The sequence below is a fragment of the Nocardia speluncae NBRC 108251 genome (genome assembly GCF_001613245.1).
GTDB lineage: Bacteria > Actinomycetota > Actinomycetes > Mycobacteriales > Mycobacteriaceae > Nocardia > Nocardia speluncae.
Genome location: NZ_BDBZ01000002.1, coordinates 250,261 through 275,465, shown reverse-complemented (window position 1 = coordinate 275,465; position 25,205 = coordinate 250,261). Strand labels below are relative to the sequence as shown.

Genomic DNA, 25,205 nt, shown 5'->3' with positions numbered 1-25,205 from the left:
TATCCGGAACGGCCGGTACTACCTGCTCGAAAAGGCTCGGCCGGTACACGTATCGCGTACGGCCGGAGATGATACCCACCCGCCGGGCGGCGAACTCGAAAGCCGAGGTCTGCTGAACTTCACCACTCCCGATTTCTCCGCCCGGACGTCGGCGGCGGATGCCCGGACCCGGTCGGCCGCCGTTCGGCGAGCCGAGTCGGCGATCAGGCCGGCGGTGCGCTCAGCGCCAGCCGGTGCACCACTGCAGGGCGAGCGCCGACAGTGCGAGAACCACGGCGAGTGCTCCGCCGAACATCAGTGGCCGCGAGCCGGCCGACCGTAGCCGCCGCCAGGTGAGGGAGGTGCCGATCGCGGCGAGTACGGCGGCGACCAACCAGGAACTGAGATCGGTGAGGTGCGCGGTCCAGGACGACGGCAGTACGCCGGTCCCGGCGACGACCGAGGCGGCGAGGAAGAGCACGACGAACAGGGGGACGGTCCGCCACAGGGGAGGCCTGGCGAGGTCGCCGGTATCGGTGCGGCGGCAGGAGAAATGCAGGCCGACGCACAGTGGGATGATCATCAGGCTGCGCACCAGTTTCACGACTACCGCGAAACTCGCGGCCACCGGCCCGAAGGCGATACCGGCCGCGAGTACCGACGAGGTGTCGTTGATTGCGGTGCCGGCCCACAGGCCGAACGCCTCCTCCGACATTCCGATCGTCCGGCCCAGTGGGGGATAGGCGAGCACCGCGACGATATTGAAAACGAAGATGGTCCCGAGCGCGTAGGCGACACGCTCGCGGTCCGGTTTCAATACCGCGGTGGTGGCGGCGATGGCCGAGGCACCGCAGATCGTCGTCCCGGCGGCGATCAGGATCACCGATTCGCGGTGCAGCCCCAGTAGCCGGCCGACGAACAATGCGGTCACCGCTCCAGCGCACAAGGTCCCGAGCAGGACCACAGCGGTTTCGCGCCCGACCGTGAACACCGCTCCCACCGGGAGTCCGAGCCCGAGCAGTGCGATCGCCGCGCCGAGTAGATGCTGCCGCGCCCAGGCCAGCCCCGGTCCGAACCGGCCCGAATCCGCCACCTGCCCCTCGGCGCGCATACCGACCGCGGCACCGGCGACCAGAGCGAGGACCGGCGCGCCGGCCACCGGGACGAACGTGCCGAGCAGCGTCGCCACGGTCGCGAGGCCGGCGGCCAGGCCGAGCCCCGGAATTCTGCGATATACGTCTGTCACCGGTCCGACCTTGTCGGACCCGGGCGGGCCCCGGTAGCCGTCGAATCCGCAGGAGGTCATAAGCGGAACTGATGGGTGCCGGTGAGGCCGGTGTGCCGACCACCCATAATCGACCCTGTGACCTTGCCGCCCGGAACCCCCGACCTCGCCGTGCTGGACCTGCTGGTCTCGGTCGCGGATGCAGGAAGTCTGGGTGCGGCGGCACGCCGTCACGGTATGAGCCAGCCCGCGGCGAGTATGCGGATCAGTGCTCTCGAACGACGGATGCGTGTGCGACTGCTCGACCGCGGCCCCACCGGTTCCACCCTTACCGACACCGGCCGCACCGTGGTCGCCGCCGCGCGGACGGTGCTGGATGCGGCCCGGTCGTTCAACGATACCGTCACTGCACTGCACAGCACCGACGCCCCGAGACTGCGGATTGCGGCCTCGAAAACCATCGCCGACCATCGGATTCCGCAGTGGCTGGCGGCGTTGCGCGGGATCCGGCCGGATATCGCGGTATCGCTGGAGGTGGACAACACCACGCACGTGGAAGCCATGGTCCGTGCGGGTGACGCCGACCTCGGCTTCGTAGAAGGCCCCCATCCGCCCCCGGAACTCGGTGGCCGGGCGCTCGGCGCCGACGAGTTACTGCTGGTGGTGGGACCCACGCATCCGTGGGCCACCCGGACCGTGCCGGTCGCCTTGCGCGAACTGGTCGCGACACCGCTGCTGTGGCGCGAACCGGGATCCGGTACCCGCGACACCGTCTGGGAAATTCTGAGTGGGTACGGCCCACCGGCGCCGCCTGCGGCCGAACTGGGCTCCGCGGTCGCCATCGTCGCGGCCGCCCGGACCGGGATGGCCCCGGCGGTGCTCAGTTCTCTTGTCGCTGCGCCCGAGCTCGCGACCGGTGCGTTGCGCCGGGTGGCGCTCGCGGATGGAGTGGTCCTCGATCGGCAGTTCCGGGTGATCTGGCGCCGCGCGACGCCACCGGCCGGTGCGGCGGACCTGCTTGTGCAGTGTGCCACCAGGACCTGAACCGTCCCACGGATTCGGGTGGGCGTGAATTCGGTAGCAGCCGAGAGCGCTCCGATGGGCGGACCGTTCGGGGTCGATCCGGATTCGCCAGGGCGAGTGTACTTTCGGTACCAGTTAACTCCGGAATAGTGAGTTCGCAAAAGTGCGCGGACACCGAGTCTCTTGTCTAGGATCTGTGGCACAACGATTTTCGGAGGTGCTGCATGCCGGACGAAGTCCTGGCGCCCAATATCGAGCTTTTCTCCCGCAACGGTTTCGCCGGCCCGAATACCACGATCGTCCGGGCCCAGTACCGGCCTCGTTTCCTACGCGCCCGCGGTGAATACCTACCGCGCCGTTTCCACACGTGGGATCTACCGGCCCAGGTTTTCGCCGAACCCAAAGCCCTGCCGGTGACGATCCTGGAGGGCGAGGGAATCGGCCTCGAGCTGAACCGTCGCGCCGCCGCCATGTCATTCGGCTACGTGAACGTGTGGGCCGACGAACTGCACTACATCGTATCCGGGCGCGGCCAACTCGACACCGAGGTCGGCACACTAGAGGTCCGTACCGGCGATTTCGTGCTCATCCCGCGCGCCGTGACCTACCGCTGGGGTGAAATCGCCGAAGAGATCAACGAATTCATCGTGGTCACCACCAGCGAACTACGCCTGGACCCCGAGGGCGCACCCGCGACCTTCAACCCCGACCTCCACCTCGATCGCCCCGTCCCGCACGGCCGGCCCGGGCTCCCGGTGGACGACGAATACGAGGTCGTGGTCCGTACCGGCGACAGGTTCACATCGTATTTCTACGACGTGGACCCGATCCCGTGCCTCGATGTCATCGGCGCTCCGCTGGTGGTCCGGTTCAATATCGAGAACGTACAGGGGCTCGCTGTCGCCGAGGGCGGACTGGCGCCCGCCCAGCTGATGAGCAGTACCTCCGGCCGCGACTTCATCTTCGGCGTCGGTAGCCGGCACAGTGCTCGGCCCCCGGTCCATCACAACGCCGATTTCGACGAGGTCATCTGCTACGGCATGGGCCCCTCGCCGTGGGGTTCGGTCGATACGCCCGGCACGGTCACCTGGACCCCGAAGGGCATCCTGCACCAGGGTCCCGAAGAAAACGTCCAGCCCGGTTACCGCGCCTGGCTGCTGGAAACCCGGTCCTCGTTGACGATGACCCCCGCCGGCCGGGATATCGCGTATCTGATGGAAACCGACCGATACGGAGTCCATCCGGCCGAAGGGCAGCCGGCCACCGCGCGCTGAGTACGGTTCCGGCCGGGCACGGCCGCGGTGTGCAGGGACCGGTCGCGGCGGCCGTTCCACTGCCACCGCGTTCGTAGCGTCGCGATCAGCCGTTGCGCGCGGTCCGGCCGAGCCAATCGAGGATCGCGTCGATTCCGGCACGGAAACCGGGGGAATCGGGGCGGTCGAGGAAACCGTGGCGGGTGCCGGAGACCACGTGGTGTTCGGCCGGCACCCCGGCCTCGGTCAGTTCACCGGCGAAAGCGGTACTCGAGGCGCTCAGTGTGTCGTAGGCGGCGTCGAGCAGTAGCACCGGCGGCAGGGCGGCCAGTTTGCCGCCGCCCGGGAAAACCTCCGGATCCGCGAGCAGTTGCGGCGAGCCTACATAGTTGAGGTTCATCCGGCGGATCATCCGCGGCGTGTAAGTGCCGATCCGGCGCCGTCCTCGCACCCGTGCCCGGACGGAATCCGGCAGCGACGGCAGTTCGGCGTGCAGGGTCGCGTAGGCGAGGATTATTCCGGCCGGCACCTCCGCCGACCGGTCACGCAACCGCAGTGCGCCCGAGGCAGCGAGGCAGGCTCCCGCGCTCGCGCCACCGATCACGATCCGCCGCCCTCCCCCCGCCATGAGGTCGGTGGCGGCGGTGAGGACATCGTCCAACGGCGCCGGATAGCGGTTGGACGAGGGGCGCAGGACCGGGGGACCCCAGATCCGGAACCTCGGCACCAGTGCATAGTCGACGGTGCGAACCCGCCGGCCGGACGCGGCCACCCGCGACGCCACCGCATGGGATTCATGCTGATCGAGCCCGCCGGAGACGAACGCGCCCCCGTGGATCCACAGCAGGGGGTCTGCCGCCGTATCGGGGTCCGCGGGCAGATACTCCCGGATCGGCACCGCGCCGCGGAGTCCGTCGAGCGTTCGGTCCCGGACCTGTGGGTCGTTCATCCGCCGTCCTCGTCTATGGCGTGCGAGCTTCGGGTGGGCCGGAGGTACCCAGGATATTCGCCGCCCGGCATCCGAGCCGACGACCTCGCAGACCACGGCGATCGTATCGTCCGGACCGCCGAGCGGAATCCGAGGTCGGGCGGGTGGGTCAGGTGCATACGGTGGGCGAACTCACAGCGGGGATAAGGAAACCTGCCCGCGGACCACCTGTTGCACGAGAGCGTGACTTCTACGGCTACCGGTACGGCCCCGAACTCGGGCCACACTGCTCGCACCAGCTGGCATATCCCGGCGATGCTGGCGCTGGCGCTGGGCGGTTTCGGGATCGGTACCACCGAATTCGTCACGATGGGGCTGCTGCCCGATATCGCGGACGCGTTCACGGTGTCCGAGCCCGCTGCCGGTCATGCTGTCTCTGCTTATGCGCTCGGGGTGGTGGTCGGCGCGCCCGTGATCGCGGCGGCCTGTGCGTCGGTGGCGCGCAAACGTCTCCTGGTCGTGCTGATGGTGGCTTTCACTATCGGCAATCTGGCCTCGGCGTTCGCGCCGAATTTCGCGACGTTCGTCGCGGCGCGTTTCGTGGCCGGCCTTCCGCACGGTGCGTATTTCGGGGTCGCCTCGCTGGCCGCGGCCACACTGGCGCCGGCCGGGCAGCGTGCGAAGGCGGTGGCGGCGGTGATGCTCGGGCTGAGCACCGCCAATGTCGTCGGTGTTCCCACCGCGACCTGGCTGGGGCAGCACCTCGGCTGGCGCAGTGCGTTCGTTCTGGTCGGGGTGATCGGAGTGGCCACCGTCGTGGCCCTGTTGCGCTATGTGCCGGCCCTGACCGGGATCGCGATCACCAATCCGCTCACCGAACTGGGTGCGCTGCGCCGCCCGCAGGTGCTGCTCACGCTGGCCGTGGGCGCCATCGGTTTCGGTGGCATGTTCGCGGTCTACACGTATGTGAGCACGACCCTCACCGATGTGGCCGGCTTGAGCACCGGGCTGGTGCCGCTGGTGCTGATGCTGTTCGGGGTCGGCATGGTGCTGGGCAATATCATCGGCGGTGTACTCGCCGACCGTGGTGTGGATCGGTCGATCTTCCTGGCCATGGGCGCGATGATGGTGATCCTGACGGTGTTCGTGGCCGCCGCGCACAATCCGGTCACGGCCGGGATCGGCGCGCTGCTGGTCGGGGCGGCGGGCGCTGCCCTGGCGCCCGGCCTGCAAACCCGGCTCATGGACGTGGCCGCCGACGCGCAGACATTGGCGGCCGCGCTCAACCACGCCGCCCTGAACATCGCGAACGCGGCCGGCGCCTGGCTCGGCGGGCTGGTGATCGCCGCGGGCTACGGCTACACGGCACCCGCGGTGGTCGGGGCCGGACTCGCTCTCCTGGGTGTCCTGCTCTTCACCGTCACGGTGTGGGCGGCCCGGCGCGGAGCAGCACCGCGCGCCTGACAGCAGAACGGATCCGGGCAACCCGGGAAGCTACTCCGGCTCGGCGACCGCTGTCTCCTGCACCGCGCCCCAGTGGCAGGTCGAATCCGGATCGACGTGCAGCACCGCAGTGGTGCGCCGGTACTCCGACCCGGTGGCGTCCCGCTGGCATTCGACGAAACGGACCACGGCGGTATCGCCCTCCGAGCGCAGTGTTTCTACCTCGGAGATCTCGATCACCAGACCGGGGCGGCTGTTGCGCGCGCGGTGCAGTCCGGACAGCAGGTCGCGTTTGCGCACCACCGTGCCCGCGGTGGTGATCATCGAGAAGTCCTCGTCGTGCGCGGCGGCGAACCCGTCGAGGACGCGCGGCGAGGCCGCCGAACCCAGCCAGGTCGCCAGCAGATCGTGGACCCGCTCGATTTCGGCCGCGATATCGATGTCACCGGTGCGGCCGGGTGACCGGGGAGGTTCCGTCATCCGAGCAGGATAGTGCTGCGAAGGCCGGGAACGGGCCATCGAGCCGGTTTCCGCGCGGCGGTCGAGGGACCCGGCGAAGAGGCATGCCGATGATCGTCGATCGATGAGAGGGCTGCGCTGGACCGCCCCTCATCGGCGGCCCAGTGCATTCGGTGCCTACCCGATGTTCTCCGCGGGCACGGCCGGCCGGTGTCCTGTCGCGGTATCGGCCGCGGCCAAGCCGAAGACGAGTGCGGGGGCGATACCACCGGCGTACGCATAGTGATAGAGGCCGCCGGCGTCGGAACCCGCCGCGAAGAGCCCCGCAATCGAGCCGCCTGCCGCGGACAGAACCCGTGCGGTGGCGTCGATGCGGACGCCGTGGAACGGGAAGGTCAGTGCAGGGCATGTTTCGATGATGTAGTACGGGCCGTTGTCCAGAGGCTGGTCGTCGTGGGTCCGCGTGGGCCGGACCGCGGTACCGGCGGCGTTGACCTGCCTGATCTGCTCGGCGACGGCGGCCCCGTCGTATCCCCACTCCGGCGGCAGATAGGCGAAATCCGCCAGGGTCTCCGCGATTCCGCAGCGGCCGCCGCGGCGCTGGGTGAGTTCGAACTTGTCCACCGCGACCGCCCCCTCGACATAACTGCCGAGGACCCATTCGCGGTACACCCGTTCGTCGGCGACCAGCAAGCCGCGGGATTCCGGCTGCTCGAGCAGGTGCATCGCGGTGAGGTGATCGCCCTGGGTCTCGTCGGTGAAGCGCCGGTTGCCGAGGTTGAACAGCAGCGCGTGTTCGCTGTAGTACAGCGACAATGCCACGAAATCGGCGGGATCGCGGAACGGCACCTGCGTCGGTACCAGGTGCCCGTAGAAGCCGGAGCGAGTGTTCCCGGTCGCGGCGCCCACGCTTTCGGCCAGGCGCAGACCGGCTCCCGCGCTCACCGGATTGGAACGCACCTGCATATCGGCGGCGCGGGGATGGATGTGCTCGGCGACGAGTGCGCCATCGGCCTGGTATCCGCCGGTGGCGAGAACCACTGCGGCACTGTTTATCTCGAGTTCGGTGCCATCCGGCCTGCGTACTCGGGCGCCGGTGACCGCTCCGTCTGCGGTGCGCAGGGCCAGAGTATCCGTACCGGTGAACAGCTGCCCCCGGGCGCTCACCCGGCGCCGGCATTCGTCGAGGTACTGGTTGGTGTCGAATTGGTGGCCGCGACCGTAGCGCAGGATCGGCACCGCATCGGCGCAGTGCACGCCGAGCGCTCGGATCCATGCGATACCGTCGGCGAATCCGTCGACGAGCGCGGTACGCAGCGCCGGGTCGCCGTTCGGGTTCACCTCGTCCATCACCGCCCGGTCGGGTGCGGTCCAGGCGTACCCGGCGAAGCGCGCCGACCCGCCGACGGTATCGGCCTTCTCGACCACCACGACCGAAGCGCCGCGGTCGAGCGAACGAGCCGCGGCGGTGAGACCGGCCATACCCGCGCCGATCACCAGGACATCGGTGTCGATCCTCTGCATTCTTGCTCCCTTGCTGTTCGATCCGGTGATTCAGACCGTGAACCGGCCGCCGTTGCTCAACAACACCGCGCCCACGACATTGGCGGCGGATGGTGCGGCGAGGTACAGGATGGTGTCGGCCAGTTCTTCGGCGGTGGCGTAACCGCGGCCTGTGCCTTCGGACATCGCCGCGCGTAGATGCGGCGGCGTACGCTGGGCCATCCCCGTATCGACCGGACCAGGCGCGACGGTGTTCACCCGGATCCCGAGATGCGCCACCTCTTTTGCCACCGACTGGCTGAGCGCGTGCACTCCGGCCTTGGACGCCGCGTAGTGCGGATAACCGGCCAGGGTGTCGAACGCCGCGGACGAACCCACGGTGACGATCGCGCCGCCGCCGGCGTCCTTCATCGCCCGGACCGCGGCGCGCAGGACGTGGAAGGTGCCGTCCAGATTGATCGATAGGATGCGCCGCCAGTCGGCGTCCCCGAGGTGGGTGAGCACGTCCGGCGGCCGATTCTGTTCGGCGGCCTCGTAGATGCGCTGCTTACTGTGCGGGTCGTCGACACCCGCCGCGTGGACCACGATATCGACGCGGCCGTGCTCGGCCAGTGCTGCGGCGAAGGCCTGATCGACCTGCGCCGAATCGGCCACGTCCAGTGCGACCGGGACGCCGCCTACGATATCGGCCGCCACACCGGCAACCGCCTGCCGATCGATATCGCAGAGGTGCACGGCCGACGCTCCGCGCCGCGCGAGCATTCGCGCGGTGGCGGCACCGATCCCGGATCCGGCGCCGGTAATGAGCGCTACCTTCCCGTCGAACTGCTGTTCCGGCACGGTTGTCTCCTCGTCTGTGGTGGTGGGATCGGTGCTCACTGGAAGATGTTTTCCCAGTCGTTGCGGTACTTTTCGGCGCCTTCGCCGACGGTCACCTCGAGGTTCTGGTCGGGAATGTCCTGTGCCACTGCCAATGCCCCTTCGATATCGGGCAGGACGGACCCGTATCCCGGTGACGTCGCCTGCTGGCCGGGCCGGCTCACCATGAAGTCCGCGAGTACCTGCGCCGCATTGGGATGGGGGGCCGAACCCAGCGCCAGGCCGTACCAGCGCGCGCCCCACACCGCCGGTCCGGCGGTCCAGTCGACGGGCGCCCCTGCGGCTTTCTCCGGCAGCATCGGGTTGCACATCAGCGCGGCCACGATTTCGCCGGAGGCCAGTGCCTGCCCGAGTGGTTGCGAGCTCGGATAGATGCGCGGCGAATTCTGCGCGAGTTTTTCGAGGAATTCGTGGCCGCCGTAGTGCTCCTCGATGTGGTCGTAGTAGTCGATGTAGGTCGGCGAGGTGGCCGGGGTGACGATCCCGACCTTGCCTTTCAGTGCTGGGTCGAGCAGATCCTGGGCCGTCCGGATGCCCTTTGGGTATGCGGCGGTGTTCCAGCCGAAGCCGAGGACCACCGCGCCCTCGAGGAAGAACTTCCCGCCGACAACGCTGTCGGCGCGCCGGTACTCGGGTGCGTCGAACGCGGGGCCGATCACCTGCACCGCCTTGTCGGTGTCTGCGGCCGCCTGCATCCAGGCGGTATCGGTGATCACCGCGACATCTCCGGCGCCCTTGCCCGTGCGGGCTTCGATATCGACGCGGAAGAGCAGATCGGAGTCCACGCCCCGGACGACGGTCAGATCGATCCGGGGATAGGCTTTTTCGAAGGCCCGCTCGAGGTCTGCGAGCACCGGTTGGGCTTGGGTCGAGTAGATCGTGACGGAGCCCTCTTCATTCGCCGCCGCCACCACCTCGTCCCACGATCCGGAGACCGGCCGGGATACCGCGGTGGAACCACCGCATCCGGCGAGAGTCAGGGTGATGGCCCCCAGTATCGCTGCCGTCCCCAGAACCCTCGTTCGAAGGGTTTTCCACATACTTACCTCATCCTTTCCGTGGCGCACGGTCCGCGGCCTGTCCAGGCCTCGGGCACGCCCGCAGATCACGCCGGTGGCCGGCGCAGTTCGCCGGGGCGCCGGTCACCCGGCCTGTGCGGGCACCCGTGCGCCGGTGAGAATCGTTTCCGCGGCCGCGTATCCTTCGGCGACAGCGTGGGACACCCGCCGGGGGACGAGTGCGTCACCGATGACCTGCACCCTCGCCTGTGGCAGGTTCTCCGGGAATGATCGCCAGTCGGTAGCGATCCGCTCCCCTGCGACCACCAGCCGGTCACAGATCAGCTCGATCGCCTCCCCGGACAAGACATTGCGATAGCGCACGACCGTGCCGGATGCGATACGGCGCACCTCGGCCAGTGCGGCCTGGACGACGAAATCCACCGGGTGCCCCGCCAGGCGCCGCAGCAACTGCACGCGGCTCTCTGCCGGGATACCCGCCGCGATCGCCGCCACCGGGGTGAGCACGGTCACCTGGCCGGCGCCTCCGGCCAGGGCGGCCTCCACGGCGCCGAGTGCGGGCCAGTAGCCGAATCCGTCGTCGACCACCACCACGCGATTGCCGGGTCGGAACCGGTGTGGATCGGTCAGAACCGAGGTGGTCGTCTCCGCGCCGGCGGTATCGGTTTCGGTCGCTCCGGTCGCCACGATGATCTCGTCGAAATCGGTGAGGTCCGCCGGAGTCACCCGCTGCCCGAGTTCGGTACGAACGCCGGTGAGGTTGTCCTGATAGAAGCGCAGCAGCGCCGACCAGCCCGTCCGGTTCGGCGCCTGCGCGGCGGTGCGCAACTGGCCACCGATCCAGGGCATGGCGTCGAGGAGGGTGACGTCGTGAGCCGGTGCCAGGCGTAGGGCGGCTTCCAGCCCGGACGGCCCCGCGCCGACCACCGCGACCTTCCCGGGCCGGCTCGGCGGCGGGCCGAAACGGAGGGGGCGGGCGGGCCGGGCGGCGAGGCCGGGTGGCGCCAGGGCCGGATTGACCGTGCACAGCAGTACCGGGGTGAAAGAACGGCAGTCTTCGTTACAAGACACACACGGCCGGATCCGGTTGTCCGCTCCGCTCAGTAGTTTCGCTGCGATATCCGGGTCGGCGATGAACGGCCGTGCCATCCCGACCAGGTCCGCGCCGGCGGTGAGAGCCTCCTCGATCTGCGCCCGTGACCGGAAGGCCTGCGAAACCAGCAGCGGCCCGGCGGTCGCCGCGCGCAAACGCCGCAGCAGCGGCAGCAAGGGGGGCTCGGCGGTTGCCATATCGCGGACGTAGGTGGTGCGTACGCCCGCCGTGACATTGCGGTAGGCGAACATGTCCAGTAGTGGCAGCAGTTCGCACAGGCCGTCGGTGTCCAGTCCCGCTTCTTCGGCTCCGTCCAGCGAAACCCGCACGCCGACGACGAGGCCAGGGCAGGCTTCGGTGATTTCGGCGTGCAGCCGGTGCAGGATCGCGGCCCTGCCGGCGGCAGTATCGGCATCGGCCCGGTGGTTCGTGGCCGGGGAAAGAAACTGTGCCAGCAGGTATCCGTGGGCGGCGTGCAGCTCTACCGCGGCGAATCCCGCTGCCGCGGCGTGGCGGGAACTGCGGACGAAATCGGCGATCACCCGGTCGATATCGGCGTCCGACATCACCCGTGCGCGGACCGGTTCGCGTGGGGACCGGATGGCCGACGGTGCGACCGGATGCTCCCAGATCTCGGCGCCGAGGGTTTCGCGGCCCAGATGCACGAGCTGGCAGACCGGTACGGCGCCGCCGTCGGTGATCGCCTGTGCGCGTCGCCGCAGTCCGGGAACCGCGTCGGGCAGGGATGCGTCGGTGATGTTGCCTGTCCGGTTGCCCGAGTCCGATCCGACCACCGTGCCGCCCGCGATCACCATGGCTGCACCCCCGGCAGCGCAGCGTCGCCAGTAGTCGTCGTCGCCGGGACGGGCGGTCCCGGCGCTGACCACGCCGGAGCCGTGGGCGGTCGCGACCAGGCGATTACGCAGCTCGAGGTCGCCTATTCGCAGTGGGGACGATAGGAGAGGGGGCACCGAGAGTTCCTCCTTGAACTGGATTCACTTCATATTATTGCCACAAGGTGATTGACACCACAATGGGTATGCCTTAGTTTCAAACTGACATCAGTTCAGTTCTGTGGGATGTGGGTATTCGCACTATGAAGTTGCTGTTCCAGGCCACGGCGGCCGCCGCGGCCCTCGCCGTCACCTCCGTCCTCACCGCCTGTGGGGCGAGCCCCGGAACGACGGCCCCGGTCTCGGGCACATGGGAAGAAGTGGTCGCCGCTGCCGAGGACGAAGGCAGCGTCCTGCTCTACTCGAGTCAGAAACCGGCCAATCTCGAACGTCTGGAGAAGGCCTTCGAAACAGCGTATCCCCGCATCGATCTCAAGTTCGTCCGAGGCACCGACGCCGATATCAATCCGCGTGTGGAAACCGAGAACCGGACCGGTCGCGGTACCGCGGACGTCCATATGCTGACCGACGCCACCTGGGTCACCAACGCCGCCCAATCGGGGAGCTATTCGACCGAACTGATCGGCCCGAATATGCGGGCGCCGGAATACCGGCCGGAGACCAGCATGCTGGAAAATCGATTCGCGCTCAGCAGTGCGGCCGTTTTCGCCCTGGGCTGGAACACCGAGGCAGTTCCCGCCGGCCTGGCCTCACCGCGCGATATCCTCGACCCGAAATACACCGGCAAGATCGGCATCGTCAACCCGACCGGTATCGCCTCGTACGTCGACCTCTACCGCTACTACGCCGACACCTACGGTGCCGACTACTGGGAGCGGCTGGCCGAGCTGAAACCCCGGATATATCCGAGCGCACTCGGTATCGCACAGGCCCTCACCTCCGGTGAGATCGCGGTGACCCCGTCGGTGCAGCCGCTGGTGACCGAGGTGGCCGCAGGCGCTCCGGTCGATTGGGCCCTCCCGCCACAACCGTGGGGAACGCCCTGGTACAGCCATGTGGTGAGCGTCGCGCCGCATCCGAACGCCGCCCAGCTGGTGGTCGATTTCCTCGCCACCCGCGAGGGCCAGACTGCGCTGAACGACGGCTACGCCGCTGCGCTGCCCGATATTCCGGGTGCCGTTGTGCAGGCGCAGGATATCGCCGTACCGGACACCCGCGACCTGACCCCGGACAAGGTCGCGCAGTACTCCCAGGAATGGGCCCGGCGGTTCCAGGGCTGATCCGGCTCCACCGTTCCCGAAACATCGACGAAGGATAGGCATGGACGATACGGCCGAGCCCTGGCACGGCACCCACGTACTGGTGACCGGGGCATCCGGGGGGATAGGCGGAGCGACCGCCGAACTGTTCGTCGCGAAGGGCGCGACTGTCTACCTCACCGATATCGACGATATCGCCGGCCAGGAACGAGCACGGGCGCTGGGCCCGCGCGCCCACTACCACCACCTCGACGTCACCGACGAAGCCGGCTGGCGCGCGGTGGCCGGCGCGATGCAGCACTCCGGGCATCCGATGAATGTGCTGGTCAACAGCGCCGGAACCGCTATGAAAGCGACACTGGCGCAGACCACGCTCGACGAGTTCCGGCGGATGATCGACCAGCATCTGGTCGCGACATTCCTGGGATTGCGGACTGCGGCCGCGGCGATGACCGCAGGCGGGTCGGTCGTGAACATCTCATCGCTGCGCGGTGTACTGGCCACCGCCGAACTCGGCGCCTACGGCGCCGCCAAATCCGGCGTGCGCGCCCTGACGAAAGTCGCCGCACTGGAACTGGCCGAACAGGGAATACGGGTGAATTCCGTATGTCCCGGCAGTATCACCACCGAGATCACCGCGGCGCCCGGATTCGCCGCAGACGACGTCGCGGCGTATGTCCGCAGTATTCCGATGCAGCGCCGGGGCACCCCCACCGAAGTGGCGTCGGTGATCGCGTTCCTGGCCGGCGGCGAGAGCAGCTATGTCACCGGAACCGATCTTCTCGTCGACGGCGGAACCGCCGCCGGCGTCCGCACACCGAAACTATCGACCCAGAAGGCATGAGATGACGTCGCAATTCACCGTTTCCGGCCTGACCAAGACTTATGGCAGCAACGTTGTCGTCGACCAGCTCGACCTCACCATCGAGGAGGGCGAGTTCCTGGTGCTGCTCGGGCCGAGTGGGTGCGGGAAGACGACCACGCTGCGTTGTCTCGCCGGGCTGGAAACACCCCAGGGCGGTGCGATCGCATTCAAGGACCGGCCCGTTTTCGACTCCGACGCCCGGCTGAATGTACCTGCTCACAAACGCAATATCGGGATGGTGTTCCAGTCCTACGCGCTGTGGCCGCATATGACCGTCCGCAACAATATCCGCTATCCGTTGAAGGTGCGGAAGATGAAAGAAGCCGTTGCCGAGGGCGCGGTGGAGGCCGCCGCCGATATGGTCGATTGCGGACAGTTGCTCGACCGGTATCCGTCGCAGCTCAGCGGCGGGCAGCAACAGCGCGTGGCGGTCGCCCGCGGTCTGGTGGCGCGGCCCGATCTGGTGCTGTTCGACGAACCACTGAGCAATCTCGACGCCCGGCTACGCGATCAGGTGCGCACCCAGATCCACCAGTTGCACCAGAAGCTCGGATTCACAGCGGTATTCGTCACCCACGACCAGTCCGAGGCCTTCGCCCTGGGTGACCGGCTCGCCATCATGAAGGCCGGCAAGATCGAACAGTACGACGCGCCCGAACAGGTCTTCGAGAACCCGGTATCGGACTATGTCGCCGCCTTCATCGGGATGAGCAACAAGCTGTCGCTGCGGCGCGGACACGGGGGCTGGGAGACCTCTGCCGGCGACCCGATCGACCTCACCCATGCCGTGATCCGCGATTCCGCCGACCAGCACACCACCGCGGTGGCCCGGTTGCGGCCCGACGACGTGCTGTTGCACGCAAGGGCCGACGAGGTGCCGCTGGGGAATGTCGTCCTGCACGCCGAACTGGTGACCTACGAATACGGTGGACGTTACTTCGATGTCACGGTCGAAACCGGTGGTGAACAGCTGATCCTGCGGGTGCCGGCCGCCCGGCACAGCGCGGCGCTACGCGGCAGCCGCCCGAGTGCGCCGCTGGTTGTGAGCTTCTCGCCGGCGAGCCTGCGTGTTTTCCCGATTCCGGGGGACGAACCCGCCGCCCCGGAACCCGTCGCCGTGAGCGCGGGAGGGCACGCCTGATGGCCACCGTGACCACCGCCGTCGGCCGCGCCCTCGCGATGCCGGCACAATGGCGGACCCGGCTGGGGTATTTCGTCCTGCTGGCCGTGCTGGCATATCTCGTGGTGCTACCGATGATCCGGTTGCAGTCGCTGGCCTTCGAAGACGGTGCCCGCGGTTACCGGGCGCAGTACACCCGTTTCGATATCGGCGAAACCATCGGTACCACCATCGCGCTCGCGCTGGGGTCGCTGGTGATCGCCATGGTGCTCGGCACGCTGCTCGCGTTCGCGGCGAGCCGGTTGCCGCAACGTTTCGGGTTCCTGCGGATCATCCCGATCCTGCCGATCGTGATGCCCGCGGTGGCCAATATCGTGGGGTGGGCGTTCCTGCTGTCTCCCGGGCCGGGCTACCTGAATGTCGTGCTCCGGAAGCTGCCCTGGTGGAGCGGCACGGATTCCGGGCCGATCGATGTGTACACCGTGCCGTGGATCATCATCCTCACCGGGTTCGGGCTCACTTCGTTCGTGTACCTGTTCGTCAGCGCCGGAATGCAGAACATCGGTGCCGAACATCTGGAGGCCGCGCAGATCAGCGGATCCTCCACTGTCGGAGTGTTCTTCCGGGTCGTACTGCCGCTGCTGCGGCCGTCACTGATCTACGGCGGCGGTATCGCACTGCTGCTGGGGCTCGGCCAGTTCACGGGTCCGCTGCTGCTCGGCCAGAACTACGGCGTGAAAGTGCTGACGACCGAGATGTATCGCCGGGTCTCGGAATCGCCGTCGGATTTCGCCGCGGCGGCCGCCGCCGGTTCACCGCTGGTGATCTTCGGGCTGGTGCTGGTGCTGATCCAGAAAGGACTGCTGGGTAATCAATCCCGCTTCGTCACCCATGGCGGGAAATCCTTCGCTCCGGCAGGAGGACGTTCGCTGTGGGCCACGGTGACCATCGTCGTCTACGCCCTGTTCGCGCTGATCATTCCGCTGATCGGCCTGATCATCGTCGCGCTGACCCCGTACTGGTCCGGTTCGCTGTCCTGGGATCTGCTCACCCTGGACAATTTCCGTGCGCTGGCCACCGACGGTGCCATCGTGAGCTCTGTCGTCACCAGCGTGTCCACCTCACTGGCCGCCGTGCTGGTCTGTGTACCGCTGGGCTACCTGATGGCCACCCTGCTGGTCCGCGGCCGGCAGTTCAAGATCATGGCATTGCTGGCCGATCTGATCACCGCACTGCCCTTGGGTATTCCAGCAGTGATCTTCGGCGTCGGTTTCCTGCTCACCTATACCGAGCCGCCACTCATCCTGTACGGGACCCAGACCGTGATCATCCTGGTCTACATCGTGCTGATGCTGCCCTACGCGACCCGGATGCAGATGACCGCCATGCTCTCGCTCGGCAATACCTACAGCGAGGCGTCGGCGACCAGCGGTGCGTCGCCACTGGTGACGAATCTGCGAGTGATGCTGCCGCTGATGCGGCCCACCATCCTGAGCGCCGTCGCCCTGATGTTCATCCTGCTGACCCACGAATTCGCCGCCTCGCTGCTGGTGCGCGCCTCGACCACGCAGGTGATGGGCACTCTGCTGTTCGATCTGTGGCAGAACGGCTCCTACCCGCTGGTTGCCGCGATGGCGCTGCTGATGACCGCGGTCACCACCGCGGGTGTGGGTGTGGCGATGCTCGTCGGTGGCCGGAACGTGCTGAACAAGTTGTGAACCGCGGCCTGCCGCATTCTTTCCCTCGAAACAGAAAGGCCTGCCATGGCAACGGGTCCGTCGCGGTTGACCGACAAGGTGGTCCTGGTGACCGGTGCGACCGGCGGTATCGGTGTGGAGATCGTGCGCCGGCTCGCCGCGGAAGGCGCCCTGCTGGTCGTGACCGACCTCGGGGAGGCGGCCTGTGCCGATCTCGCCGCCACCCTGGATCGGCCGGACCGCCATCTCGCCCGGCCGCTGGATATCGCCCGGGAACCGGAATGGGTCGCCACGGTGAGTGCGGTGCGCGACCGGTACGGGCGGCTGGACGCCCTGGTCAACAATGGTGCCATCGGCAGTCTGGCCACGGTGGTCGACGAAGACCTCGACCGCTACAACCGGGTGATCGAGGTGAGCCAGACCGGCACCTGGCTGGGTATGAAACATGCCGGAACGGTGATCGAGCAGAGCGGTGGCGGTTCGATCGTCAACCTCTGCTCGATCCTCGGCACAGTCGGCGGATTGGGTAACAGCCTCGCTTACGCCGCCGCCAAGGGCGCGGTACGGACGATGACGAAGAACGCCGCCCTGCACTGGGCGGCGAAAGGGGTACGGGTGAACTCGATCCATCCCGGCTTCATCGAAACCGAACAACTCCTCGAACGTTACGAAGGCACCGACCGGTATCGCGCCATGCTGGCGAACACGCCGATGGACCGGCTCGGCCGGGCCGAGGAAGTGGCCGCCGCGGTGGCGTTCCTGGCCGGGGACGACTCGACGTTCGTCACCGGCAGCGAACTCTACGTGGATGGGGGCTGGACCTGCGCCTGACGGTGCGGAAGCCGGGGTTGTCTCCATCGGATGAGGGTGGAGGCAACCGTCGGCGACCCGCATATGCCGGTTGAGCAATCCGGGCATGCGGGCGGATTGCAGGCGATGCGGGATCGGCGCAACCGTGGTGGGCTTGCCGACGGCGACGCAGGCGGGAACGATCTTCTGGGCGCTGGGCGCTGGGCGCTGGGCGCTGGGCGCTGGGCGCTGGGCGCTGGGCGCTGGGCGCTGGGCGCTGGGCGGAACCGAGTGTGATCAGTGGGCGGGCGCGAAGATATCTACGCCGGAGTCGGTTTCGACGGTCGAGACGTTCCGGGCGACCAGAACATCGAGGTGCGCCATCGTTTCGCAGGTGGCCACCATCTGGTTGAACGTATCGAGGGTGTCGAACGGGCGCTCCCGGCGCGTCCAGGTCAGCGCGCGGGCGACTTCGAGGCCAGTGCAGGGTGCGAGTTCGGTGAGGGCGGTGCGGATCTGGTCGAAACGCTGGTCGTGATGATTCAGCAGGTCCCGTGCGCGGTGGCCGGCGTTGCCGCCGTCGGGACCGTGGGCGGGCAGCATGGTGTGATCGTCGTCGTCGCGGAGCAGGGCGAGCGAGTTCAAGAAGTTGTCCAGCGGCAGTTCCCAGGTGCCCAGTTCGAAGCCGATGGAGGGCGTGATGGTCGGTAGCAGATGGTCGCCGGTGAACAGGAGTCGCCGGGCACGGTCCTGAAAGACCAAGTGCCCCTTGGTGTGTCCGGGTGTGGCGCGGGCCTCGAGTTCGTATCCGCCGAGGGTGAGTGTCCCGGGTTGCAGCCACTGGTCGGGGGCCGCCCAGTCGGCGATGTCGAAGGGTTCGCCGATACTGGCGCCGTAAGCGCGTGCCGCGATACCCGTGGCGCCGGCGCGGCGTAGTTCGCGCAGAGAACTGGTGGGCACATTGTTGCCCAGAGCGCGGATCGCCGCGAGGCCGGCCGATTCGCCGGCGCCGAGGTGGACTCGGCAACCGTGGCGGCGCCGCAGTTCCACCGCGAACGTGTAGTGGTCGCGGTGGATATGGGTGACCAGGACATCGTGGATATCGTCGGGGGAGCGGCCGATCCGCGCGAGACCGGCGGCGAGTTCGCGGTAGGTGTCCGGACGGTGCCAGCCGCCGTCGATCAGGACGAGCCCGGTATCGGTTTCCAGTGCGTAGACGTTCACCGCGCGCAATCCGTCCTGCGGTAGTTGCAGCGGAATGCGGTGGATTCCGTCGGCGACCGGGTAGCAGCCGGGCTCGGCCCAGTGCGTGCTCATTCGCCGCTGCCGGCCAAGGGCACCATCGTCTGTTCCTCGCCGAACCAGATCATGCGGCGGCCGCGCATAGCGCCGACGTGCTGGACGGCGGCCTTCCATTCGGGGCTCGCCAGCGCGGCGTCGAGCGCCGCGCGGGATTCGAAACTCAGGATCGACAGGCCGTCCCAGCCGGCCGATTTTTCGTCGGAGGTGTCGAGGAGTTCGGTGTGTTGCCAGCGCAGCAGGCCGGGCAGTGGGTAGGTCACCTCGGCGTGTTCGCCGCGCCACCATTCGATGAACTGTTCGTGCGACCAATCGCTGGGTCGCGATGCGAGCACGATGAGGTTGTACACGAGGGTCTCCTAATTGAATTCTGTTCTGGTTGGTGGGGTATGTCGTGGCGCCGGCCGGAGATCGGAGTTCTTACGTCGTGATCCTGGGCTCGTGGAACCTACGGACCGTCGTGTTGGAGCCCCTCAAGCGCGCACCATCCGCACCGCGGTATCGGTGACGGTTTCGGTGATGTCGGCCAAGGTCAGCGTGCCCTCCGGGCGATACCAGCGCCAGACACTGATCACCACGGCCAATACCATTCGGCCGAGGATCTTGGGATCACTGCCGGTGAAAACGCCGGCCTCGGCGCCCCGCTCGATCAGCTCCGTCCAATTCTGTTCGATCTCCTGGACCAGTTCACGTGACCGCAGCCGTTCGGCTTCCTCTTTCTCCGATTGGCGCGGCTGGGCCAGCAGGTCCATATGGTTCTGCAGAATGCGGCGCTGCAGTGCATCGATCGGTTCGGCGCGCAGGGCAGCGGCCACGGCGGCGCGCAGGGCCTTCTCGGGATCCGTCTCGTTCTCGGTTGCCGAGGCGAAACGGTCGACGGAATCGGCGAGCTCCAAGCGCATGATCGTGAGCAGGCAGTGCGCCTTGGACTCGAAGTAGTGATAGAGGGCGGTCTGCCCGATGCCGACCTCGTCGGCGATGGAGGCCCATTTCGTATGTTCGTAACCGATCCGCCCGAACTGCTCGATGGCGGCCGTCAGAATGCTGCTGCGTTTCGACCGCGGGCTTTCCCGCCGGGCTCCGGTGTCAACGGTCATGAGTTGTGCCCCCAAATATGGACTGTGTGTGGATCGGTCAACTCTACAACCCAACCTGAGATGAATTCGAGTCAACTGTCGCGAGTCGGGTGGCGAGCTGGATCGCGTCCGGGCGGGACAGTTTCCCGACCCGGTTCTGCGGCAGGTCGGCGACCGGGAACAGGTATTCCGGCCATTTGAACTTCGGGATACCCGCCGCGGCGAGCCGGTCGGTGATACCGGTCAGCGTCGGCGTGGCGCCGTCGGCGACGACCAGGGCCGCCGCCCGCTCGCCCAGCAGTTCGTCGGGCACCGGAACCACGCAGACCTGCACGATCCCGGGCAGCGCCGCGATCGCCGACTCCATCTCGTTGATATCGATATTGCGACCGCCCCGGATGATGATCTGCTTCTGCCGGCCCATCACCCGGATAGAACCGTCCGCGGCGACTTCCACGAGATCACCGGTAGGAAGGAAGCCGTCCGCAGTCAGCTCGGGCTGGATCGGGACCCCGCCCCGGGCGTAGCCGACGAACAACGAGGGCCCCTTCACCTGGGCGTCGCCGATCGCGCCGGCGGGGAGCCGGGTGCCCGACTCGTCCACCGCGCGGACAACGGTGCCGGGGAAGGGCCTGCCGTCGCGACCCAGCCGGATGTACGAGGGATCGGCCGGACGCGGGGTCGTATGGCCGAGGCATTCCGACATTCCGAAGACCCGGAGGAAAGTGGTGCCCAGCTTCGTCTCGGCGTCGGCCAAGGCCCGCTGATTCATCGGGCCACCGCCCACAGTCATGGCCCGCATACCGGCCAGGCGCCCGGCACTGTTGCCGGTGACCGAGAGCTGCAAGGCCATGGTGGGTACCAGCATCGTCCACGCAACCCGGTGCTCGGCCATGGCGTCGAGCGCCGCCGCCGGAGTCCATCTGCCGATGGTGACCATGGTGCCGCCCAGGAAGGCCGGCAGATACATACCGAAACAGAACGCGGCCACCGACGACAGCGGTACGAACGCGCCCACCGATTCACCCGGCCGCAGGCCGACGGTATCGATGGTGCTGCGGCAGGCGTAGCGGATGGCGTCCTCGGACTGGACCACGCATTTCGGCCGGCCGGTGGAGCCCGAGGTCATAGCGATGGCACTGCCGCCGCGCCACCGCTGTACCGGACCGAACGGCAGGCCGCGAGAACGCAACTGATGGTCGCCGAATGCGGTGGCAGCGAAGGGGAACTCCGTTGCGGGCACGTCCCATGCACTCAGGGCCGCGGGTTCGCCGATCACCAGATCCGGGTCGATATCCTCGAACGCGAGCCGGAATTCCGATTCGGTGGCGTGCGGACTGAACACGGCCACCACACCGCCCCGCAGCCCGACGGCCAGCGCCGCGGCGAGCGTGCGCCACGTGTTGTCGGCCTGGATGATCACCGTCGGGCCCCGGCCGTCGATGGCCGCGATCCGTTCGGCGAGCGTATTCGCCGTCGCCATGATCTCGCCCACGGTGTGCTGTCCGAGCTCGTCGATCACGGCGATCTCCGCCGGAGCCCTGCGGGCCCGCTCGACCATCTCCTGCGCCAGTGCTTTCATCTACCGTTCCTCGTGCTGCTGCTGTGCTCTCTGTTTACTCGCTGCTGGGCCGCCGCGGGGCGGTTTGCCCCGGTCACGGCGGCGGGACCAGAACTGCGCGGCCGGTGATGGCCCCCGACCGCAACTGCCGGTAGACCTCGACCGCCGCGGTGAGCGGGTAGGTCTGCGCGGTGACGTGCAGCGCGCCCCGCCGGGCCATATCGACCACTGCCGCCAGGTCCGCGCGTGGTCCCCAGAACGGGGCTGTGATTTCCCAGCCGGCCGCCAGCCCCACATCCTTGCCGGCCTCGAGACGTCCGCCCGCACTGCCGACCACCGATAACCGTCCGCCGGGCGCGAGTGCGGCGGCGGCCGGGGCGACTGTATCCGGCGCACCGGCGAAATCCAGGATCAGATCCGCGCCCTCACCCAAGGCTGCGGTGGCGGAAACGATATCGCCGAATACGGCATCGGCTCCCAGCGCCCCGGCCATATCCCGTGCGTCCGAGCGGGTGTCGACCGCGATGATGCGCCCGGCGCCGAAATCGCGCAGTACTTGGAGTGCGAGATGCCCCAGGCCGCCGACCCCGATCACTACGCAGACGCTCTGCGCGTCGAGGAGATCGCGATGTTCGCGGACCGCGTGGTAAGCGGTGAGACCGGCATCGGCGAGCGGTGCGCAGAGCACCGGATCGACACCGGCCGAACGCACCAGGAACCGGGCCGCGGGCACGATCACCGCTTCGGCCAGACCGCCCGGATAACCGAGCCCGTTGCCGATGGGTGCGCCGCGGCCGTCGCGCGGTCGCAGGCGCAGACAGTAGTTCTCCCGGCCACGCAGGCAATTACGGCAGCCGCCGCAACCCCAGATACCGTGCACCACCACTTGTTCCCCGAGCCAGCTCCGGTCGGCGGACGATCCCGCGTCCACCACGGTCCCGGCCACCTCGTGGCCCAGGGTGAGCGGCAGCGGGTAGTCGAAACTGCCCGCCGCGGCGTCCATGACATGGAGGTCGGAACGGCACATGCCGGCTGCCGTCACCCGGACGAGCAGTTCTTCGCCACGCGGCCGGGGTGTGGGGATCTCGCGGAGCTCGGGTTCGGCGCCCCAGGCGGTGAGTTGAACGGCCAGCATCAGCGTGCCGTCCAGCCGCCGTCGACGACGAGAGCCTGCCCGGTCATATACGAGGACGCGTCCGAGGCGAGGAAAACCACGGCTCCGTCCACCTCTCCGGCCTGTCCGCCCCGCCCGAGCATGGTGTTGCGCCGCACCCAGCCCGCGGATTTCTCATCGGTGAACAGTCCGTCGGTCATCTCCGTATCGAACCAGCCCGGGACCACGGCGTTCACCCGGATACCCCGGCGGCCCCACTGACCGGCCAGTTCGCGGGTCAATCCCAGGGTTCCGGCTTTGGACGCGGCATAGCTGGCGCCGCCGATCGGCGCGGTGGATACGAGGCCGATCACCGAGGAAATATTGATATACGACGCGCGTTCCCCCTCGGGGAGCCTGGCCGCAGCACAGGTTGCCAGGTGGAATCCCGCGAGCAGGTTCAGATCCAGGATGGCCCGGAACTCCGCGTCGGTCTCCTGCTCCGCGTTGGGCGGCCCGGCCCGGCCCGCGTTGTTGACCAGGATGTCGAGGCGTCCGGACTGCTCGTAGCAGCGGTCGACGAGTTCGGCGCGGTCCGCGGCGTCGGTGACATCGCAGCGTACCGGGATGATTCGTGGTTCGGCTGCGGCGAGCGCCTGTACGCGGTCCAGCCGGCGGGCGGCCGCATAGACGGTGGCTCCCGCCCCGGCGAGTGCCCGCGCGAAACCGGCCCCGAGGCCGGAGGATGCCCCGGTGACGACGGCGATCCGGCCGTCCAGCCCGAAAAGATCCCGCAATACCGGTGTATTCATCTGCGCCGCCTCTCAGTACACCGCGGTACGGCCGCCGTCGACCGGGATCAGCGCGCCCGTCGTATAGCCGGCCGCGTCGCTCGCGAGATGGGTCACCAGGCCGGCAATTTCGGCCGGATCGCCGAGCCGCCCAGCGGGCAGCCGGTCGATGATCTTGCCCACGAATTCGTCGTCCCAGTGCTCGGACATATCGGTGGCGAACCCGCCCGGCATCACACAGTTCACCCGCACCGACGGTGCGTATTCCTGGGCGAAGGCCATGGTGAGCGCGTTGAGCCCGTTCTTGGCCGCGGCGTACATCGCCTCCGGCGGGCTCGGCCGCACCGCACCGATACTCGAGATATTGATGATCGACCCCCCGCCGGCGTCGGCCATCCGGGCTCCCGCGATCGCCATGAGGCGGAACGGGCCCTTCAGATTCACCTCGATGGTCTTGTCCCACAGGCTTTCGGTGACCGACGCCAGATCCTCGGCAAGCGGGGCGATCCCGGCATTGTTGACCAGGATGTCGAGGCTGCCGAAGCGTTCGATGATCCCGTCGACTGCGGGTTCGAGGGTGTCCCACCGGCCCACATGTAATTCCAGCGGGTGCGCGCTGCCCGGCCCATCGCCGAGCGCGGCGACGGCCGCTTCACAGGCGGCGAGTTTGCGGCTGGAGACGATCACGGTGGCTCCCGCGTCGCGTAGTCCACGTGCCATGGCCAGCCCCAGTCCGCGGCTGGCGCCGGTTACCAGCGCGACCTTCCCGCTCAGATCCGTTGTGCTCATACGTACTTTTTCACCTCGAGACGCGCGATGGTGCGCAGATGTACTTCGTTGGGGCCGTCGGCGATCTGCAGAGCACGGGTGATGGCGTGCATCCGGGCCAAGACGGTGTCGTTGCTGACTCCCGCCGCGCCGAAGGTCTGGACCGCGCGGTCGACCACCTTGTGCGCGACCTCCATCGCCGAGATCTTGATGGCCGCGACTTCCGAACGCGCCGCCGCGTTGCCTTTCGTATCCATCAGCCAGGAGGCTTGCAGGGTGAGCAGCCGGATCTGATCGATCTCGATCCGGCTGCGCGCGATCCATTCCCGCACCACGCCGCGGTCGGCCAGTGGTCCGCCGAACGCGGTCCGTTCCAGCGACCGCCGGCACATGAGTTCCATGGCGCGCTCGGCCATTCCGATGGCGCGCATGGCGTAGTGCATCCGTCCCGGGCCGAGCCGGCCCTGGGCGATTGCGAAACCGTCGCCCTCGGCGCCGAGCATGTTCTCGGCTGGGACTCGCACATCGGTGAACTGCACCTCACCGTGCCCCAGCCGGTCGTGAAATCCGAACATCGGTAGATCCCGTAGCACCTCGATACCCGGGGCGTCGGCGGGCACCAGGATCATGCTCTGCCGGCGGTAGGCGGGGGCGTCCGGATCGGATTTGCCCATGAAGATGATCAGTTTGCAATCCGGATCGAGGATTCCGGAGATGTACCATTTGCGGCCGTTGAGGACGTAGTGGTCCCCGTCCTGGCGGATGGTGGAGGTGATATTGGTGGCGTCCGAGCTGGCGACGGCGGGTTCGGTCATGGCGAACGCCGAGCGGATCTCGCAGTCCAGCAGCGGTTTCAGCCATTGCTGCTTCTGCTGTTCGGTGCCGAACATGGCGAGGATTTCCATATTGCCGGTATCGGGGGCCGAGCAGTTGATCGTCTCGTTGCCGATGATCGATCGGCCCACCATTTCGGCCAGCGGTGCGTATTCGAGGTTGGTGAGCCCGGCACCGAGTCCGTCGTGGGTCATGAACAGATTCCACAACCCCTGCCGCCTGGCCTCGGCCTGGAGTTCGCGCATGATCGGCGGCTGGTCGTGCGGATTGTCCGCGGCCGCGATCTGTTCGTCGTACACCCGTTCGGCAGGGTAGACGTACTCGTCCATGAATTGTCCGAGCCGGCCGAGCAGCTCTCGAGTGCGGGTGGTGTAGGCGAAATCCACGATACGGCT

Annotated in this window: 24 protein-coding genes; 9 read left to right on the top strand and 15 right to left on the bottom strand. The window is 67.8% G+C overall.

The features are described from left to right. Positions 1 to 220: 220 nt before the first annotated feature. A complete protein-coding gene (locus NS6_RS04065; RefSeq protein WP_068037885.1) occupies positions 221 to 1,225 on the bottom strand; it encodes a YeiH family protein in 1,005 nt (334 codons plus the stop codon). Between the two features lie 117 nt (positions 1,226 to 1,342). On the opposite strand from NS6_RS04065, the gene NS6_RS04060 reads away from it, so the two are divergent. Both NS6_RS04060 and NS6_RS04055 read left to right on the top strand, forming a co-directional pair. Next, positions 1,343 to 2,248, top strand: coding sequence for a LysR family transcriptional regulator (locus tag NS6_RS04060; protein ID WP_068036491.1), 906 nt, complete (start codon positions 1,343 to 1,345; stop codon positions 2,246 to 2,248). 203 nt (positions 2,249 to 2,451) lie between these two features. After that, entirely contained in the window at positions 2,452 to 3,501 is a 1,050-nt protein-coding gene (locus NS6_RS04055; protein ID WP_068036489.1) for a hypothetical protein, read from the top strand. An 85-nt stretch (positions 3,502 to 3,586) separates the two neighbouring features. Here NS6_RS04055 and NS6_RS04050 read toward each other — a convergent pair whose 3' ends face one another. Further along, a complete protein-coding gene (locus NS6_RS04050; RefSeq protein ID WP_068036487.1) occupies positions 3,587 to 4,429 on the bottom strand; it encodes an alpha/beta hydrolase in 843 nt (280 codons plus the stop codon). Positions 4,430 to 4,651: 222 nt separating this feature from the next. On the opposite strand from NS6_RS04050, the gene NS6_RS04045 reads away from it, so the two are divergent. Continuing rightward, complete coding sequence (locus NS6_RS04045; protein ID WP_371859300.1) at positions 4,652 to 5,872, top strand: MFS transporter; 1,221 nt, start codon at positions 4,652 to 4,654, stop codon at positions 5,870 to 5,872. Positions 5,873 to 5,902: 30 nt separating this feature from the next. On the opposite strand, the gene NS6_RS04040 is transcribed toward NS6_RS04045, so the two are convergent. From NS6_RS04040 to NS6_RS04020, 5 genes are all read right to left on the bottom strand, one after another. Beyond that, positions 5,903 to 6,331, bottom strand: coding sequence for a DUF4440 domain-containing protein (locus NS6_RS04040; RefSeq protein ID WP_068036483.1), 429 nt, complete (start codon positions 6,329 to 6,331; stop codon positions 5,903 to 5,905). A 156-nt stretch (positions 6,332 to 6,487) separates the two neighbouring features. After that, entirely contained in the window at positions 6,488 to 7,834 is a 1,347-nt protein-coding gene (locus NS6_RS04035; protein ID WP_068036481.1) for an FAD-dependent oxidoreductase, read from the bottom strand. A 30-nt stretch (positions 7,835 to 7,864) separates the two neighbouring features. Then, positions 7,865 to 8,692 (bottom strand): SDR family NAD(P)-dependent oxidoreductase, encoded by an 828-nt coding sequence (locus NS6_RS04030; protein ID WP_245669117.1) that lies wholly within the window; start codon positions 8,690 to 8,692, stop codon positions 7,865 to 7,867. Further along, a complete protein-coding gene (locus tag NS6_RS04025; protein ID WP_084470597.1) occupies positions 8,689 to 9,732 on the bottom strand; it encodes an extracellular solute-binding protein in 1,044 nt (347 codons plus the stop codon). Before NS6_RS04025 ends, NS6_RS04030 begins: the two co-directional genes overlap by 4 nt. A gap of 102 nt (positions 9,733 to 9,834) precedes the next feature. Continuing rightward, positions 9,835 to 11,775: an oxidoreductase gene (locus NS6_RS04020; protein WP_068036480.1), complete on the bottom strand. Its 1,941-nt coding sequence runs from the start codon at positions 11,773 to 11,775 to the stop codon at positions 9,835 to 9,837. Positions 11,776 to 11,900: 125 nt separating this feature from the next. Here NS6_RS04020 and NS6_RS04015 point away from each other — a divergent pair, with 125 nt between their 5' ends. Genes NS6_RS04015 through NS6_RS34525 form a run of 6 tightly spaced genes read left to right on the top strand, consistent with a single transcriptional unit; the run spans position 11,901 to position 17,685 of the window. After that, positions 11,901 to 12,938 (top strand): ABC transporter substrate-binding protein, encoded by a 1,038-nt coding sequence (locus NS6_RS04015; protein ID WP_084470596.1) that lies wholly within the window; start codon positions 11,901 to 11,903, stop codon positions 12,936 to 12,938. A 40-nt stretch (positions 12,939 to 12,978) separates the two neighbouring features. Next, a complete protein-coding gene (locus tag NS6_RS04010) occupies positions 12,979 to 13,761 on the top strand; it encodes an SDR family NAD(P)-dependent oxidoreductase (protein WP_068036479.1) in 783 nt (260 codons plus the stop codon). Position 13,762: 1 nt separating this feature from the next. Then, positions 13,763 to 14,923, top strand: a complete 1,161-nt coding sequence (locus NS6_RS04005; protein ID WP_068036475.1) for an ABC transporter ATP-binding protein — start codon at positions 13,763 to 13,765, stop codon at positions 14,921 to 14,923. Then, entirely contained in the window at positions 14,923 to 16,620 is a 1,698-nt protein-coding gene (locus NS6_RS04000) for an ABC transporter permease (RefSeq protein ID WP_068036473.1), read from the top strand. The genes NS6_RS04005 and NS6_RS04000 overlap by 1 nt, the downstream gene beginning before the upstream one ends. A 45-nt stretch (positions 16,621 to 16,665) precedes the next feature. Continuing rightward, positions 16,666 to 17,430, top strand: coding sequence for an SDR family NAD(P)-dependent oxidoreductase (locus NS6_RS03995; RefSeq protein WP_068036471.1), 765 nt, complete (start codon positions 16,666 to 16,668; stop codon positions 17,428 to 17,430). Positions 17,431 to 17,460: 30 nt separating this feature from the next. Continuing rightward, positions 17,461 to 17,685, top strand: a complete 225-nt coding sequence (locus NS6_RS34525; RefSeq protein ID WP_157112612.1) for a hypothetical protein — start codon at positions 17,461 to 17,463, stop codon at positions 17,683 to 17,685. Here the strand turns inward: NS6_RS34525 and NS6_RS03990 are convergent, their stop codons facing one another. The 8 genes from NS6_RS03990 to NS6_RS03955 all read right to left on the bottom strand — a co-directional run bounded on the left by NS6_RS03990 (position 17,686) and on the right by NS6_RS03955 (position 25,196). Further along, entirely contained in the window at positions 17,686 to 18,705 is a 1,020-nt protein-coding gene (locus tag NS6_RS03990) for an MBL fold metallo-hydrolase (protein WP_068036469.1), read from the bottom strand. After that, positions 18,702 to 19,037 (bottom strand): EthD domain-containing protein, encoded by a 336-nt coding sequence (locus NS6_RS03985; protein WP_068036467.1) that lies wholly within the window; start codon positions 19,035 to 19,037, stop codon positions 18,702 to 18,704. The genes NS6_RS03990 and NS6_RS03985 overlap by 4 nt, the downstream gene beginning before the upstream one ends. 123 nt (positions 19,038 to 19,160) lie before the next feature. Further along, positions 19,161 to 19,784 carry a TetR/AcrR family transcriptional regulator gene (locus tag NS6_RS03980; protein ID WP_068036466.1) on the bottom strand — a complete coding sequence of 208 codons (624 nt, stop codon included), beginning with the start codon at positions 19,782 to 19,784 and terminating at the stop codon, positions 19,161 to 19,163. Between the two features lie 43 nt (positions 19,785 to 19,827). Beyond that, positions 19,828 to 21,345, bottom strand: a complete 1,518-nt coding sequence (locus NS6_RS03975; protein WP_068036465.1) for a class I adenylate-forming enzyme family protein — start codon at positions 21,343 to 21,345, stop codon at positions 19,828 to 19,830. A 73-nt stretch (positions 21,346 to 21,418) separates the two neighbouring features. Further along, positions 21,419 to 22,459, bottom strand: a complete 1,041-nt coding sequence (locus NS6_RS03970) for an NAD(P)-dependent alcohol dehydrogenase (protein WP_068036463.1) — start codon at positions 22,457 to 22,459, stop codon at positions 21,419 to 21,421. Next, on the bottom strand, positions 22,459 to 23,229 hold the full coding sequence (locus NS6_RS03965; protein ID WP_068036461.1) for an SDR family NAD(P)-dependent oxidoreductase: 771 nt from the start codon (positions 23,227 to 23,229) through the stop codon (positions 22,459 to 22,461). The genes NS6_RS03970 and NS6_RS03965 overlap by 1 nt, the downstream gene beginning before the upstream one ends. A 12-nt stretch (positions 23,230 to 23,241) precedes the next feature. Then, positions 23,242 to 23,997, bottom strand: a complete 756-nt coding sequence (locus NS6_RS03960; RefSeq protein WP_068036459.1) for an SDR family NAD(P)-dependent oxidoreductase — start codon at positions 23,995 to 23,997, stop codon at positions 23,242 to 23,244. After that, positions 23,994 to 25,196, bottom strand: a complete 1,203-nt coding sequence (locus tag NS6_RS03955) for an acyl-CoA dehydrogenase family protein (protein WP_068036457.1) — start codon at positions 25,194 to 25,196, stop codon at positions 23,994 to 23,996. Before NS6_RS03955 ends, NS6_RS03960 begins: the two co-directional genes overlap by 4 nt. Positions 25,197 to 25,205 lie beyond the last annotated feature (9 nt).